General features: G+C 45.6%; 14 protein-coding genes. 2 read left to right on the forward strand and 12 right to left on the reverse strand.

What is annotated here, in order from left to right:
• Positions 1 to 110 precede the first annotated feature (110 nt).
• The 4 genes from plsX to JUB15_RS15875 form a co-directional block, all read right to left on the reverse strand.
• Complete coding sequence (gene plsX, locus JUB15_RS15860; protein ID WP_207513466.1) at positions 111 to 1,055, reverse strand: phosphate acyltransferase PlsX; 945 nt, start codon at positions 1,053 to 1,055, stop codon at positions 111 to 113.
• 61 nt (positions 1,056 to 1,116) lie between these two features.
• Positions 1,117 to 1,299 carry a 50S ribosomal protein L32 gene (gene rpmF, locus JUB15_RS15865; protein ID WP_205512863.1) on the reverse strand — a complete coding sequence of 61 codons (183 nt, stop codon included), beginning with the start codon at positions 1,297 to 1,299 and terminating at the stop codon, positions 1,117 to 1,119.
• Positions 1,300 to 1,332: 33 nt separating this feature from the next.
• Positions 1,333 to 1,881, reverse strand: a complete 549-nt coding sequence (locus JUB15_RS15870) for a YceD family protein (RefSeq protein WP_207513467.1) — start codon at positions 1,879 to 1,881, stop codon at positions 1,333 to 1,335.
• 362 nt (positions 1,882 to 2,243) lie between these two features.
• Positions 2,244 to 3,056 carry a sugar transferase gene (locus JUB15_RS15875; RefSeq protein WP_207513468.1) on the reverse strand — a complete coding sequence of 271 codons (813 nt, stop codon included), beginning with the start codon at positions 3,054 to 3,056 and terminating at the stop codon, positions 2,244 to 2,246.
• A gap of 69 nt (positions 3,057 to 3,125) precedes the next feature.
• Here JUB15_RS15875 and JUB15_RS15880 point away from each other — a divergent pair, with 69 nt between their 5' ends.
• A complete protein-coding gene (locus tag JUB15_RS15880; RefSeq protein WP_207513469.1) occupies positions 3,126 to 4,025 on the forward strand; it encodes a hypothetical protein in 900 nt (299 codons plus the stop codon).
• A gap of 99 nt (positions 4,026 to 4,124) precedes the next feature.
• Here JUB15_RS15880 and JUB15_RS15885 read toward each other — a convergent pair whose 3' ends face one another.
• The 7 genes from JUB15_RS15885 to JUB15_RS15915 all read right to left on the reverse strand — a co-directional run bounded on the left by JUB15_RS15885 (position 4,125) and on the right by JUB15_RS15915 (position 12,561).
• Positions 4,125 to 5,531, reverse strand: a complete 1,407-nt coding sequence (locus tag JUB15_RS15885) for a B12-binding domain-containing radical SAM protein (protein ID WP_207513470.1) — start codon at positions 5,529 to 5,531, stop codon at positions 4,125 to 4,127.
• Entirely contained in the window at positions 5,528 to 6,337 is an 810-nt protein-coding gene (locus tag JUB15_RS15890; RefSeq protein WP_207513471.1) for a class I SAM-dependent methyltransferase, read from the reverse strand. The genes JUB15_RS15885 and JUB15_RS15890 overlap by 4 nt, the downstream gene beginning before the upstream one ends.
• A complete protein-coding gene (locus tag JUB15_RS15895) occupies positions 6,330 to 7,793 on the reverse strand; it encodes a B12-binding domain-containing radical SAM protein (protein WP_207513472.1) in 1,464 nt (487 codons plus the stop codon). The genes JUB15_RS15890 and JUB15_RS15895 overlap by 8 nt, the downstream gene beginning before the upstream one ends.
• A gap of 85 nt (positions 7,794 to 7,878) precedes the next feature.
• Positions 7,879 to 8,925 (reverse strand): radical SAM protein, encoded by a 1,047-nt coding sequence (locus tag JUB15_RS15900; RefSeq protein ID WP_207513473.1) that lies wholly within the window; start codon positions 8,923 to 8,925, stop codon positions 7,879 to 7,881.
• Positions 8,926 to 9,080: 155 nt separating this feature from the next.
• Positions 9,081 to 9,749 carry a methyltransferase gene (locus JUB15_RS15905; RefSeq protein WP_207513474.1) on the reverse strand — a complete coding sequence of 223 codons (669 nt, stop codon included), beginning with the start codon at positions 9,747 to 9,749 and terminating at the stop codon, positions 9,081 to 9,083.
• 23 nt (positions 9,750 to 9,772) lie between these two features.
• Positions 9,773 to 11,272, reverse strand: coding sequence for a B12-binding domain-containing radical SAM protein (locus tag JUB15_RS15910; protein WP_207513475.1), 1,500 nt, complete (start codon positions 11,270 to 11,272; stop codon positions 9,773 to 9,775).
• A gap of 413 nt (positions 11,273 to 11,685) precedes the next feature.
• Complete coding sequence (locus JUB15_RS15915; protein WP_207513476.1) at positions 11,686 to 12,561, reverse strand: glycosyltransferase family 2 protein; 876 nt, start codon at positions 12,559 to 12,561, stop codon at positions 11,686 to 11,688.
• Between the two features lie 178 nt (positions 12,562 to 12,739).
• Here JUB15_RS15915 and JUB15_RS15920 point away from each other — a divergent pair, with 178 nt between their 5' ends.
• The gene (locus JUB15_RS15920; RefSeq protein ID WP_207513477.1) at positions 12,740 to 14,302 is read left to right on the forward strand and encodes a glycosyltransferase family 87 protein; all 1,563 of its coding nucleotides are present in this window, start codon (positions 12,740 to 12,742) and stop codon (positions 14,300 to 14,302) included.
• On the opposite strand, the gene JUB15_RS15925 is transcribed toward JUB15_RS15920, so the two are convergent.
• Complete coding sequence (locus JUB15_RS15925) at positions 14,269 to 15,432, reverse strand: glycosyltransferase family 9 protein (RefSeq protein ID WP_207513478.1); 1,164 nt, start codon at positions 15,430 to 15,432, stop codon at positions 14,269 to 14,271. The genes JUB15_RS15920 and JUB15_RS15925 overlap by 34 nt on opposite strands.
• Between the last annotated feature and the right edge of the window lie 115 nt (positions 15,433 to 15,547).

Consider the following 15,547-nt stretch of genomic DNA (forward strand, 5'->3'; position numbering starts at 1 on the left):
CAAGTATAAGGTACAAGGCTGCCGGTTGAACCATATTTGCCATTAAACCAAAAAAAACGCCAGCCCAAGATGATCGGGACTGGCGTTTATATTTTTAATGTATCATGTTCCTATTTGGAATCGAAGCTGGCTTTCATTTTTCCCAGCAGATCGGTGGAGATCATTTTCTGCGCCAGGTGGATCATATTGCAGAATGCCCGGGCGTGAGAAATGCCATGGCCAATGATCACCGGCTTGGCAACACCCAGGACCGGGGTTCCGCCATAGAGCTCAAAGTTAAAGCGGTCGAGGTATTCATGCTTGAGCTCTTTTCGGTGTGTGATCTCATATAACGACTCGGCCAATTTGAGGATCACATTGCCGGTAAACCCGTCGCATACCATTACATCGGCTTTATCGAGCAGAATATCACGACCTTCCACATTACCTACGAAATTGATCTGCTCATTTTCTTTCAGCAGGGGATAGGTACTTTGAGCCAGCAGGTTACCCTTGCCTTCTTCTTCACCAATATTCAGCAAAGCAACACGCGGATTATCAATGCCAAGGATGTGTTTCGCATACAGCGAACCAAGCAGGGCAAACTGGTTAAGGTGCTCGGGTTTACAGTCGGCATTAAGGCCAACATCGAGCAACAGACCGGTGTTCCCGTTGTCTTTGGGAATAATGGTTGAGATGGTAGGGCGCTGAACGCCTTCTATGGGTTTGATACTATACATAGCACCCACCAGCATGGCTCCGGTATTGCCGGCGCTGATGAAAGCGGCCGCTTTTCCTGATGCCAGCAGGTGAAAGCCTACAGCAATTGATGATTGCTGCTTTTCTTTCAGTGCTTTGGTAGGAGATTCATTATAATCAATTACCTGAGGGGCGTGAAAGACACGAACCTTATCGGCCGGGATCTGATGTTGCTGCAGCAATGGATTGATCTGCGCTTCATCACCCACCAGAAATAACAGAGCCGGATCATCAGCTTCTGTCAGGTACTCACGGATGCCCTTTACTGCTTCCAGTGGTGCAAAGTCTCCGCCCATCATGTCTAAACAGATAGTCATTTTCCGGCAACGAGGCTTATTATATTATAATAATAAAGGAGATTATAAACGGGCTTGATCATTAAGCCTTTTCAATAACTACTTTTCCCTTATAATATAACTTACCTTCACTTACGTGAGCGCGATGACGTACATGCGTTTCACCTGTAGTGCTGTCTTTGCTCAAGGTTACTTTTTCAGCCTTATAGTGTGTTCTTCTTTTAGCACCCCGTTGTTGGGAATGTCTCCGTTTTGGATTAGGCATACACTCAGATTTATAACTTCAATTTTTAAAAAATCAACTGTCTTCCAGGTCTTTAAACTTTTCCAATCCTTTCCATAGTGGATTGTTGGATGATTGTTTCTGCTCCTCGAGTTTTTTAAGCATTTCCAGCACTTCTTTGTTACAGTGCGGTCCGCCCATTTCATCATCAGAGCACATCCTTTGCATGGGAATACTCAGGTTCACAAATTCATATATCCAGTCGGCAATGTGTAAATGGCTTTCCCCTTTTGAAATGTAATATACATCGGGATCTTCCTCCTGTTCATTCATTACATCCGGTTCATCTACCATTTTAACCACAATGTTGAACTCATCCCACAATTCCAGTGGCAGGTTGTTGCCACAGCGGTCACAGGTAACTTCCAGTTTGCCACCGATCTCAAATTTCAGCAGCATAAAACCGTTCTGTTTTTCCAGTGCCAGTTTTACGAGCGCGGTGCAATTCCGGAAATCCTGCTCCTGGTATTCTACAAAGAACTTGTCATCGACGGTATATTCAAACTCATGATTGCCCGGTTTCAATCCTACAAAAGCAATATCATAATTCCGACGGCTATTCATGAACTACCCTTTTAAAGAGTTTGCAAAGGTAGGGATTCTCAGGCAAACAGGTAAGGCTTATTTCAAAAAAATGGCAAAAACATATACCATATATGCAGAATTTTACCTGGCAATCCCGGTTATCGGGCTAAAGTTACTATAAATGAATGGGTTTTAAGTGCTTAGTCACCGGTTTACGTTGCCAGTTGCCGGTTCTTCCCAATTACCAGCCTCAAAACCAACAGCCAATCATTTGCATTAGAGAAAATGCACTTGTTCGTTATTCCCTGAACATATAATCGGAAACTGGGTGATACCACAGTAAGCCGTTCGCATACCGGCCACGCTCCGGGGTAAAGCGGCTTAATGCATGTAGGTAATCACTAATTTAAGTTGGAAAGCCCAGTGTTTTGGGATTGCAGTTCTTTTTCGGCAATGGCCTGCAGCCCGTCCGGGCGGTTTACCAGGGTGGGTTTAAAACCCGGGGTTTGCAGCATCTTGTCCTGGCCGGTGGCCAGTGGCTCTGCCGTCCTTTTTTTCATGCCCACCAGAAAAAGCACCAGGTTCAAGGCGGTAGTAGTTATTATATATAAGTCTAATGAAAAGCCGGCGTGGCGAACATACCAGACATCCCATTCAAACCTTTTAATGATACATTCCCGGCTTATCACCTTGCCGTGGTAACCTTTTACCTGCGCCAGTCCGGTAATGCCCGGTTTTACCAGGTTGCGGAACTTGTAGCCGGGAATTAATTCCCCAAAAGCGTTACAATCGGCATGCATATGGGGGCGCGGGCCTACAATGCTCATTGAGCCGAACAATACATTAAAAAACTGGGGCAGTTCATCAAGGTTCGACTGCCGCAGGAACCGCCCCAGGGCTGTAACAGGCTCCTCAAGTATAGGCATGTGCTTGGGATGTTCGACCGGGTTATGAATGAGCGTACGCAGCTTATAACAGGTAAATGATTTTCCTCCCCGGCCGGTTCTTTTTTGCAGGAAGAATACAGGACCTTTCGATGTAAGTTTTATCAATAAAGCAAGCAGCGGTAATAACCAACTTAATACCGTAATAATTATGACCGTTGCAAACAATACATCCAGTATTCGTTTACAAACGAAATACCCTCTTTTGGTATCAACGTATTTGCGCAGGATGGTCCTTTTCAACAAAGGCAACCTTTTTTCACGAATCATAGTATTCTTAATACAACTATACGGCCAATATATTTATACAGTTGCTTTTTAATTAACAATACTTCCTGAATGCCTGTACAACCTGATCAAAGTATATTAAAGGCATTAGCCTATTTTGATATTTTTAATTATCCGCTAACCAGGGAGGAGATCTTTCATTTTCTCGATCAGCAGGTAGAAATGCATTCTATAGAACCGGTATTGCAGCGGTTGGTGAACGATCAGCGCCTTTTCCAATTGGGTGATTTTTACTCTTTGCAACCCGATCCTGCTTTGTGTACCAGAAGGACTGATGGTAATCATAAAGCTGCACAATTATTAAGAACGGCCTACCGGGTCGGACGATTCTTATATCAGTTTCCCTTTGTACGGGGGATTGGCATTTCAGGCTCTTTATCAAAGAACTTTGCTGATAACGAAACGGATATTGATTTCTTTGTTATCACCCGCAGTAACCGGTTGTGGCTGGCCCGCACATTCATGCACCTTTTCAAAAAACTGACCTTTATCACAGGCCATCAACACTGGTATTGCATGAACTATTATATTGATGAAGACGCGCTACGCATTGAAGAACAAAATATTTTTACCGCCACTGAATTGATTACCCTGTTGCCGGTTTGTGGCAATGGTACTATGGACAGGTTCTACAATCAGAATAACTGGACTGTGGAATATTTTCCCAATCAGGCTGTCACCAGGCAATCGATGTTAATGGCCCGTTGCAGCTGGCTGAAGAAAGCGCTGGAATGGTTGCTGGATAATCGGGCGGGCAACGCCCTTGATACTCTGTTAATGCGTATCACTGCCCGGCGATGGAAGAAGAAAGAATCATTGAATAAGACCAACACACATGGTGATCGCATGGGTTTACAAACCGGTAAACATTTTTCAAAACCCAATCCTGACTTCTTTCAAAAAAAAGTGCTTGATCTGTTCGCCTCCAAGTTGAACGAGTTCAAAGTTTAAAGTTCATAGTTCATAGTTTTAAGTTCAAAGTTTACAGTTCATAGTTCTTGGTTTATTCGTTATTGAGTTAATTATCAAATTATCAAATTATCAAATTAGCTAATTTGCTGGTTTCCTCGCTTCCATCCACATATGCCCTTTAGCCAATGTTGATCGCAATTTCAATAGGGGCAACCTGAATAAATTAGCAACCGGTTTTTTCAGGGCCTTGTGAAAATGTACTTCGAGGTTGATCATTTGTATGGCGTAATCGTAATATTTCCTGTTATAGGTCCTTGTGAAGTCAATGTCCCGGTCGGTACTGGTTTCCCAGGGCAAGTTGGTCACGAAGCGGTCTTCCACTTCTGTATACAATGGTGTTCCTTTAATAGGATAGGCCACTGTTATAGTGAACAGGTCGGGATCGGCATTTTTTAAATGTTGTACAGTAGCATAGATGTCTTCCTGGGTTTCGCCGGGATAACCTACCATAATGAAAGTGCCGGCCTGCAGTCCGTGTTTGCGGGCCAGTTGTATCATCTGCTGTACCTGTTCTACTTCCACGCGGCGATCCATAAGATCGATAACTTTTTGAGAACCGCTTTCTGCGCCTATCCATACCCGGAAACAGCCGCTCTTTTTTAAATTGATGATCACTTCTTCATTCAGTCTGTCGGCCCGCGTTATGCATTCATAAGGCATTACGAGGTTCCGGCGGTTGATCTCCCGGGTGAACTGTTCGAGCCAAATATGGCTAACAGTGAACACATCATCCACGAACCAGAGGCTGTCAACGGGGTAGTTCGCTTTTATATGCGCAATTTCGTCTACTACTTTTACCGGTGTGCGGCGCCGGTAGCTTTGTCCGTACACGGCCCGGCTGCACCATTTGCAACTGTACGGACAACCCCGCATGGTACTTACCGAGATGGTGCTGGTGCCATGGCGGTGTTTCCAGGCATCGAAGTAGCGTGACAGGTTTACTTTATGGCGGTTGGGCAGAGGCAATACATCGAGGTTCTTTAATTTAGTGCGTTCTTTATTCTGTTGCAGGGTGTTTGTTGTATCGAGGAACGATACGCCTTCAATGTCGCTTACCGTACCGGTATATGTACCGGCTATAAATTGCACCAGCTCCAGCATGGTTTGTTCACCTTCGCCCGAAACAATGAAATCGGCTCCATGCTCCAGGAATTTCAATGCATGATTCCTTACTTCCGGACCGCCAAGTATGATCTTCGTATGTTGTAGTTCGGTAGTGCCTTTAATAAATTGGATGATGCGCAGCACATTTAACTTGGTCATGAGGTTGGTGTAAATGCCAATGACCTGCGGTGATTGCTGCAAGAGCCGGGCGCATAATTTATCGAATGAAGAAAATGTGCTGTCGAATACCTCGTTATCATAACCATGCTGTTCGAGGTAGGCCGAAATATACAGAATGCCCAACGGTACATAAGGCCGCATGATGGCTTGTTCTTTGGCATCTTCTTCTAAAAAATAACCGTGTGTTAAGAGGATCCTCATATCGCATCTTTTTTGAATAACAGGAAAGCATGGTCGGCCAGGCTGGTGAAAACAGACTTGCTGCCCAACTTTTCTTCCCAGCGCACCAGCGTTTGAAATAAATTGAGATGTTGCTGCATGTAAGCTTCCATCCAGGAAGGTGGAATACATAATCCCACCGGTTTTTTTTCAACGAGCTGTAAGGGCGCCCAGAGCCGGGCAAAGTTTTTAATGGAATAGTAATAGACCGGTTGATTTGCCTGCGGCGAAAGCGGTACTACCACTTCTTTGTTAGTCCATCGTCTGAATGCCTGGCGGGGCCTGGCTTTCAACAGGTAATAGCATGTATCCCACCAACAATATTTCCCAAACACCACCACTGCCAGGTAACCGCCCGGTTGTAACAGCTGTTGTAATTGGTTCGATAATTTCTTCATCGCCGGGGGAGATATACAATTCAATCCTGCAAAGTTGGAAACAATACGATCGAACCGGCGGCCATGGAATATAGTCTGCAATTCATCGAAAGCAGCTGTTATAAATACCGGTGGATGGGGCAAAGCAGTTGTAGCTGATCTTTGTTTGGCCTTATCGATCATCGCGGGTGACCCATCAGTAGCTGTTACGAAGTGTCCATGTTCAGCCATCCAGCAGGCATCTGCGCCTGTGCCACAATTGATCTCCAACACCTGCAATCCGGTTTTGCCGGTGAACAGCGGACGCAACCAGGTGTGACTCGTGCGGCGTTGGGCCTCACCAATGAGGCTTCCGGTGAACACCGCATCATAATCGCCGGCCAGTACATCGAATGGAGTTGCTTTACTCATGTGCATACCGGTTTAGTTGCATTCTTTCTATCAGCAGGGATGGCAGGTGCCAACAGGCAGCCGCTATTTTTTTATAATCACTGATCGATACCGCGAATGGATTTTTTAATGCATGGCGGAAAGCTATCCAGCCCTGTTGTTTGCGGAATACGTGGTGAACATAACGGTGCAGTTTTTTATAGAACCGAGGAGGATAGGTATTGCGGAACATCAGCAGCAGTTCGTCAGAATCGGTCCAGTTGGTTTTGGTAGTGAGTTCCGCTTTTACGCGTTCGTAAAATGGCGTTCCCGGTAATGGATAGGAGACCGAGATGCCCATTTCAAAGGGCAGCAGGTCTTTGATCATGCGAATAGTTTTGGCGATATCTTCCCTGGTTTCGCCGGGGTAACCAAATTGTATAAAGAATGACGGATGAATGCCATGTTGTTTTAACAGGGCGGTAGCCTTGTAAATTTGTTCTACGGTAGTGCCTTTATCCATGGCATCGAGTACTTTTTGGGAACCGCTTTCTGCACCCATCCAAATATTATGGCAGCCTGCACGGGCCAGGTCTTTGATAGTGTCTTCCTGCAACAACAGATCGGCCCGCGCCTGGATCTTGAAGCGGAACGACAATTGCGCCTGTTGCAACTGATCGGCAAAAGCATGCACCCAGCCAGGTTTCAGGCCAAAGATGTCGTCGCAAAACCAGATATGATCAAACTGGAATTTTTCTTTAAGCCATACCAGTTCCTGCACTACTTTTTCGGGCGACCGGGCGTTATAGCGGTTACCGTAAATGGGTTTCGCGCACCAGTTACATTTGTAGGGGCAGCCCCTGGTAGTGACCATATTCAGGGAGAAATAACCCGTACTTTTTAACCACATAGAGCGGTAAGGAGTAATATTTACCAGGTCCCAGGCGGGTAACGGCAAAACATCGAGGTCTTTTATGACCAGGCGGCGTGGTGTTTTAGTTACCGCGCCTTGGTGCAAAAATGCCAGTCCGGGTATATCCTGAAAGTTCTTGTCGTTTTTATCCATCGCCTGCACCAGTTCGAGCAAGGTCAATTCGCCTTCGCCGATAATGACGAAGTCGGCGCCTTCACGGCAGTATTCTTCAAAATGATCGGTACTGTCTGAGCTGCATACGATCACCATGCAGCCGTTTGCTTTGGCCAGTTTAATCATGGCAAAAGCAGCTTCCCGCATATTGGTGAGGCACATTTTAGTAAGGTAGTTGAAGCCGTCATCATACAATACAAAAAAGCGCGGCTGAACCTGGGTAAGGGCAGGCAGCAGGTCCTGGGCGCTGTGAGCAAACATAGTATCGAATAATGACACGGAATAGCCATTGTTGCGTAACAGGGCCGCGGCATACAAAGTGCCCAGCGGAGGGTAGGGCTGCCCGGTAGCCCATTGTTTGGGATCGAACCTAAGGAAATATGAATGCGAAAAAAGTATGCTGTTGTTCATGTTGTTGCTTTGGTTGCTAACTATGATTGCGCCGGCCTGTCAGGTGCCTATCGACTCACTGCAAGGCAACGCTAACGAGGTACCTTTACAGGTTAGCACGTGGTGAAAGATTCAGGTAACACACGCACTTCACACATGTTTCATCTTTATTCATATCTAAATTTTTTCGGAACGCGATCGCCGTCTGGCTGTTGACGATGGCATCCAGTTGCTGTTGATGAATATTTCCATAGGGTTCATGGAAAAAGCAGGGCCTTACATTACCGTCTGCTTCTATTACCGTGGATACCCAGGGTGCATTGCATTTTTTATAAGGAAATGGATTCTTACCATAAAAAGCCGCATAATAGCCATAGATCTTTTGCAATTTCTCCGGCGGCTCGGCAATGAAATGTTCATCAATCGCTGTATGGTGATACCTGATCAGTTCATTTACGGCTGCCTGTAAAGCCGGTAATTCTACTTCATGTACCAGTACTTCCTCTTGCCGGTCTTTTTCCCACAGCGTTGAACGGTTGAACGCATGGCTGCTTACATAGGCCGGTAAAAAGCTGATCTGATCGAGCCCCATTTCCATAGCACTGTTTACAATTGATATCCAGTGATGAAAGTTTAACCGGTGTATCACAGTGCGGGCGGTGATGCGATATTTGGGCTCAATGGATTTGATCAATTGCACGCCCTGCTGCATTTTTTGAAAGGCGCCGGGCAGCTGCCGGATATGGTCATGCAAAACTTCATCGCCGTCAAGGGAAACAATAATATCGTTCACCCATTGTAATAGCTGGTCTGCTTTTTTCTCCAATGCAATGCCGGTCGACAACAAGGTAACTGCAATGCCTTCCTGTTTCAATATTTCGCAGAAGCGGAAGAAATGGGGGTTTAATAACGCTTCACCGCCCGACATCACAACTACCCGGGTGCCGAATCGACGGAAGGTGCCGAGCATTGCGGTAATATCGTGTTCAGTCAGTTGCTTCAGGTTCTTATTACCTTTCCAGATATCACACATTACACAACGGCAGTTACAGGCGCTGTGCGGCATCAGGATCACCACCGGAAATGCGCTGATCACATCGGTTTGCAGTATCCTGTAACGCTGGTAGGTGTGGTATAGTTGGGTTAGCTTCATTGGTGAATGGTCAATGGTGAATGGTCAATGGTGAATGGTCAATGGTGAATGGTCAATGGTGAATGGTCAATGGTGAGTCGCTCATAACTTATGACTTACTATTTTCCGCTACTGTTCGAAGATTTATTACTAACTGAATAACTGAATCACCCTTATCAACCCGTCAAATGCTGAATGCTAAAAATGTAATTAGTTTCTAACCAATTCCTCTTCTCAACCACACAATTCAGTCTGAATCCGTTGTCTGCCGCCATATCTTTTATCATCGTTATGTCACAGCCATCGCATAAGACCATCAGCACTACAGAGCCTGCATGTATATAATTTTCTAAACCTCTGAACAATTGCTGAAAATACTCCCCCTGTTCGCCGCAATACCAGGCGTACTCCGCCGGTGTTGTCGGTTGTTTTTTATAATAGGGCGGGTTAATGGCAATAAGGTCGAAAGCCTGTTGGGGAATATTCATAAAGAGGTCAGACTGGATGACGGTAAGTGGAATGCGGTTGTTTTGCCGGTTGATCTCCAGGGCATGAACCGCCACAGAATTGATATCTGTTGCTGTAACCATTGCTCCTTCCCGGGCAGCATATAAAGCAATGAGTCCGCTGCCGGCTCCCAGTTCGAGAAATGATGTGTTTTTCAATGGAAGCGAAGCAATGTATTGTAGCAGTAGCCGGGTGCTGAAGAAAAAGCCCGGATGAAATACGGCCGGCGGTATTACCAGTCTGATCCCTTTGTACGTGTATACACGGGTGGATGACAGGTATTTTACCAGCAATGGTTTGTAAAACCGCGTTGTTATTTGTTTTATGGTTTGTTTCAAAGTATCAGTTTGTTCCTAATAGGTCAAAATCCTTCAATCTCCGGTTGCCGGTATTTCCATAACAGTTGCAACACTTTTAATTCATAAGGCTTCCGGTATAATCCGGTCTTGTAACGAATGGCCGACACGCTGCGCATGATGCCGCGTTTAAAAGCGCTTAATCGGATGTCGGACACCGTAGGGTAGTAACCGTTTAGTACGGTTTCAAAGTCTTTTATTTTGTCAACCATGTCAGACGTTAACCACGGTGTTAAGGGGTTCTTGCGCAGATCGAAATTTTCCCAGTGCGGACTGATCCAGTCTTCCAGTTTTTCGGGAAAATGGAACCCGCTCTCCAGCACTTTTTTATAGAGTTCAGAACCTTCCGTTGGTACCGGACTGTATAAATAAATAATGATCTCGGTCTTTGGATTGATGCTTTTGATCTCTTTGATGAAGGCAATGTCCTGGTCAATCTGTTTCATCACCTGTTCTGGCGTATCGGCCGGTGTGCCTAATACAAATGAATATTCAGGTATGATATCGAATTTGGCCATGCGGGCGGCAAAAGCCCTGATCTGTGCACTGGTTTGTGTGCCGCCTTTATCCATCCGTTTTAAGATTTCATCATTGCCGGTCTCAGCGCCAAAGAAGATCATTTTGCAACCGGAGGCTCGCATCAGTTCGAGTGACTGATCTGAGTACTTATCGATCGTATCAATTCGGCCTTCGCCCCACCATACCATGTTCTCTTCCTTTATGAGTTGGGAGAATTCGACGGTCCTTTTTTCAGAAACAAAAAAGTTGTTGTCATGGAACTCGATGGCATTGCCGCCATAAGTGTTTTTCAGGTATTTAATATCCTGGTAGATCAATCGGGCGCTTTTGCCCCGCCATCGTGCATTGTAAATGGGTACCACCGCACAAAATGAACACTTGAACGGGCAGCCCATGCTGCTGTGATAGGCGATGGTGCGGGTGCCAAGATAGGTCTTGCCCAAATAACGCCGTACCGGATAAAAACTGTTGAGCGTTTCATACGGCAGGCGCGGAAGTGCATCCTGGTCGTATAAATCGTCTTTGCCGGTTTTGATCATTCCGTTTTCGCCGCGATAAATGAGGTTGGGAATGGTTGTGTATGGCTGATTATTTTCCAATGCATTTAACAAAGCAGGGAAACACTTTTCTCCCGGACCGTTTACAATAAAATCAACAAAGCCTGAATACAAGACCACCTTTGGCTGATTGGATGGAAAGTAACCGCCCCAGATAATCCTGACCGCGGGATATAGTTCCCGGATTTGTTTTGAAATCGGAATGGCTTGCCGCAATTGCGGCCCCGGCATGCAGGTGCAGCCAAAATAGCCGAAGTCACCGGTGGCCAGGTAACTGCTTATTTTTTGCCAGGGATCAGTTTCCAGATTTCCATCAACGATCGCATACCCGTACAGGCCTTCAATAGCGGCTGCTATGGAAAGAATGGAGTTGGGAATCCTGGGCTTGGTTTTAGCGCTGCGCGGATTGAACAATAATACTTTATTCATGTGAAACCGGTTTGACCCACCGGCTTGTATGGCAGGCCGTCAGGTCATTGAGAATCATACGAATAATTGACTGGTGAAGTTGCCTGTAGGCAAAAAGAAGCAAATGCCGGTCTCTTCGGCTTATAATATGGTTTGAGTATCCATAATGCTACTACACGCTATGGTAACCTTTGCTTCTTTTCATAGAGGAAAATAAGATATCCCGGAGATATCCCGGAGATATCCCGCAGATGACTCCGAGATACTCCAGCTCTTATTAGATCCGGATTATCTCGGAAATGCCTGTATGTTACCGATAGCTTATGTACGGGGTACACTATTGATCGGCCAATACCTATCCTTATCAGCTGTACAGCCTTGCATGTTGATGCCTTGATGTGTAGATGATTTGCAGGGAAAGATCCGCTATGAGGCTACATGAAAGCGTATGTTTTTAATAAGGTCCAGTAGCAGGAGGGCTGCAATAAATTATATTTCAAAGACTGGCGGTAATGATGGCGGGCAGCCGGCAGGTTGTGCTGTTGTTTAAAAACATGACCTATATGTAGGTAGGCGATACTTTTGGCTTTGTGCAGGTATTTCCTGGACACCATTTTATGGCGGTACAGGTATTCAAAAGTATCAACATATCCTTTATAGTTTTCAACCGGGATCTGGCTGCTTTCATTGGTCTCGTGGAGACGGCGCCATAACAGCGATTCGTAAATGATTCCTACATCATAATGCCAGGCCAGTCGCATATTGAAATGATAATCCGAGCCGAATGGCATTTTTTCATCGAACCAGCCGGTTTGCTCGAAACAATAGCGATGCAACACCAGTGTAGGATTATACACCACAAAACGGTTTTCTTTCAGGCGATTGAAAATATTCGCGCATTCTATGCCCTGCCGGTTGATATAGGTACGAGGCGATATCACTTCGCCCGCTTTGTAGGTGATAGCGTCGGTAATGGAAAAGCCCAGCTGAGGATGGGTTGCCAATAACTGCACCTGTTTTTCCAGTTTGTTTTCGGTCCAGCAGTCGTCGGAATCAATAAAGGCGATAAGCGAGCCTTTTGACTGGCGGATGGCGAAATTCTTCAGGATAGCGGTGCGGCCGGTATGGAGCAATTTATAATAGCGAATGCGGGGATCGGGAATGGCACGTACCTGCTCTTCGGTATTGTCTTCAGAACCATCGTCGGCAATAATGAGCTCAAGGTCGTCATAGGTCTGATGCAGCACGCTGTAAATGCTTTCCATAACCAGGTGCGCCCGGTTGTATGTGGTGAGAATGACGCTTACCATTTAGTGAAGTACGACGAATGTTGGTTTAACGTTGCTTTGTCTTTGCCTTCGTTACCGGCAATCCACAGACAATGCGGGCTGATCCCTGGGAACTGGAGCCCGGCGACCGGCAACTAATTTCGCCATTGACCCATTGATATCTACAGCAACAAACAACCTTCCGGATAAGCTCTTCGTATTGATAATCATTAAACCATCCACTCCATATTACCCGGTCTTTTTCCTGGCGGCATTGCTGGGATATTTTATTTATAAGGCGGCTGATGCGCCATTTGGTGATTTTGCCGGTTACTATTTCGGGAGCAGGGAATTGTTGAAGGGGAATTATACCACGGTTTATGAAACATGGGCGTTGAACGCATTGATCGCCCGCGAAGGTTACACCGGCATTTTTGTATCATACACGCCTTTCCCGCCATTTACGTCCATCGTGCTGGCGCCTTTCCTGTTGTTGCCGGTAGGGATGGCGAGGATCGTTTTTAATATCGTATCAGCCGCCCTGTTTGTATTTGCTGCGGCGCGAACGATTAAATATTTAGCTGTTCCCGTGTGGATAAGCTGGCTGATACCGGTGCTTTTCTTTATTCCTTTGCGGAATAACATTTTTTTTGGACAGGCCTACCTGTTGTTGACCGCCTTGCTGCTCGAAGGCTGCATGGCTTACAAAAAGGGGAAAATGGTGGGGGCAGCATTTTTGTGGGCAGGGGCCATTTGTTTTAAATTATTTCCCCTGGTGATCCTGTTATTCCTGTTGGCAAAGAAACAATACAGGCAGCTTCTGTATTGTATAGCTGCATGTTTGTTGTTGGCGCTGGTCACTTTATCAATAAACGGGTGGGCGCCGTGGCAGTATTATGTGTTTACTATATTGCCACGGGCGAACAGTGGTGAATTGAATGATAGTTATACATGGCTGTTTCAATCGGCTTTTATGTTGTTGAAGAATTTGTTGGTATTTGATCCTGTTCAAAATCCGCACGCTGTTATTAATAGTACGCCACTGTTTATCGTATGCATGGCTTTATTTAAAGCGCTGATCCTGGCTTGCTGTATTGGCATTACAGTACAGAGAAAAGTAACCGATGTGGCCGCATTTGCCGCCTGGATAACTGGCAGCTTACTGTTGTCGCCGAATGGCAGCACTTATTCATTGATCCTTTTATTGATACCATTGCTTGCTTTGGCCAACAGCAAACGCGTTTATTTATACACTGGTATGGTGCTGGTATTTTTCATTTGCGTTATTCCGGTACAGGCGTTAAGGGGCTGGCCGGTTTTGCTGCAATTTCCCCGGTTGTATTTGATGCTGTTGTTGTTCGGTGTATTAATGTTGGAAGCCCGTATGCGGTTTCCAATAAAGCCATTTTTTATAGTGGCCGCATTGTTATTACTGGCAGATGCGGGTAAAATGATCGGTCGCCCGGATAACAGCCACTATTTACTGACCGAAGAATTACCCCTGGTTTATGATTATACCATTGCAAACAATAAACTGATGTATTATTACCGGGATGATAAAGGAAAACATGAAACGTTTACTAATTATATTGTAAACAGTTATTCAACACAACAGGTGCACATACAAAACAACCAGGTGTATTTCGGCAATAAACAGCTTACAGCTACGCCTGATCGTAAACGGCAGGCTATGCTGGTAAATGGAAGGGACATTATCTATCTCTCGGATAAAAACCGCGGTTTTGGATTTTATACACTGCGAAGACTGACTGTTGTAGAATGATATGCAAGCAGCCGGCTGATCTTTTCAATGACTTCTTCAGCAGCTATTTTTTTCATACAGACATTGTTGCCGCCGCAGGGTAATTGTTCATGATGATGTACACAGGGTGAGCAGGCGATTTTATTATAACAATACAGATGTCTTTTTTCCTGCCCAGGTGGAATTTTTAGATAACTCCCGGGGTTGGTGGGGCCCCATACAGAAATAGTAGGCAAACCGAGTTTACGGGCAATATGTAAAGGGCCGCTATCAATGGTCACCATACAGGCGGCTTTGTCGGCTATAAAGTGGTAATATGCTTCAAAATCGAGTGTGCCGGCAATGTTGGTTAATTTGCCTTCTTGCTTATATGCCGGCAGGTACTGATCAATGAACCGGTTGATGGCGGTTTTGTCGTTGATGGTGCCCAGAAAAGCGATGCGGTAATGAGTAAACGTCAGGATCCAGGTGCAAATGGCTGCTACCGTTTTATCGGGCAGTTTACGTACCAGCGCCAGATTACTACAGGTATTATTTAAAATGATGTATGGCTTTTCCCATTCGTTTGAACGAACAGTGGGAGGTTGTCCGGTTATGGATAGATCATCGGTATTGGCGATCACCTGGGCCATACGCCAGTAATTATCTTCGAGGCAGGCGCCCTGGTTAAAAGGAATGTTATGGGTGTTGAGGAATTTCCGGAAGAATACCGGGCGTAAATGAAATCCAAAGCGGTTTCTGGCCAGCGTGAATAAGGCGTACACGGTTGTGAGTTTGGAATACACTTCCAGGTCGGCTACCCATAATTTTTTCAGCCGCCATGAGAACAAGATATACTTTAAGGATTTGCGGATGGTGATGGCCAGGCTGTTCGTGTCAACGGGCCATATTTCATCAAAGACGTGGAATGGTTCAATGCCTTTGGCAATATTGGAATCGGTTAACAGGATGAAACGGGTGGTCGGCATTTTTTGCCGAAGTGTCTGAATGGGATCTGTGGCCACTATCAGGCTGCCGAGACCCAATAGTTTAATAAATAAAAGGTAACGGGGCGGTTCCTGCAGTTGGTGATCCCTACGCATGATATTACCCAGCAACCGGGTTGCCGGCAGCAACAAAGCGATCAGGCAGTAACCAAGGAACTTGTCCAATTTTCGATTGGCGGGTAATTGCACTATATAGCGTTTAGTGTGTGGTAATACGATAAAAATGCGGGGGCGGTTGCTATCAATTCACTAAAACCAAGCACCAAGAACCAAACACCAA

The sequence above is a fragment of the Longitalea luteola genome (assembly GCF_017356035.1).
Classification (GTDB): Bacteria; Bacteroidota; Bacteroidia; order Chitinophagales; family Chitinophagaceae; genus Niastella; species Niastella luteola.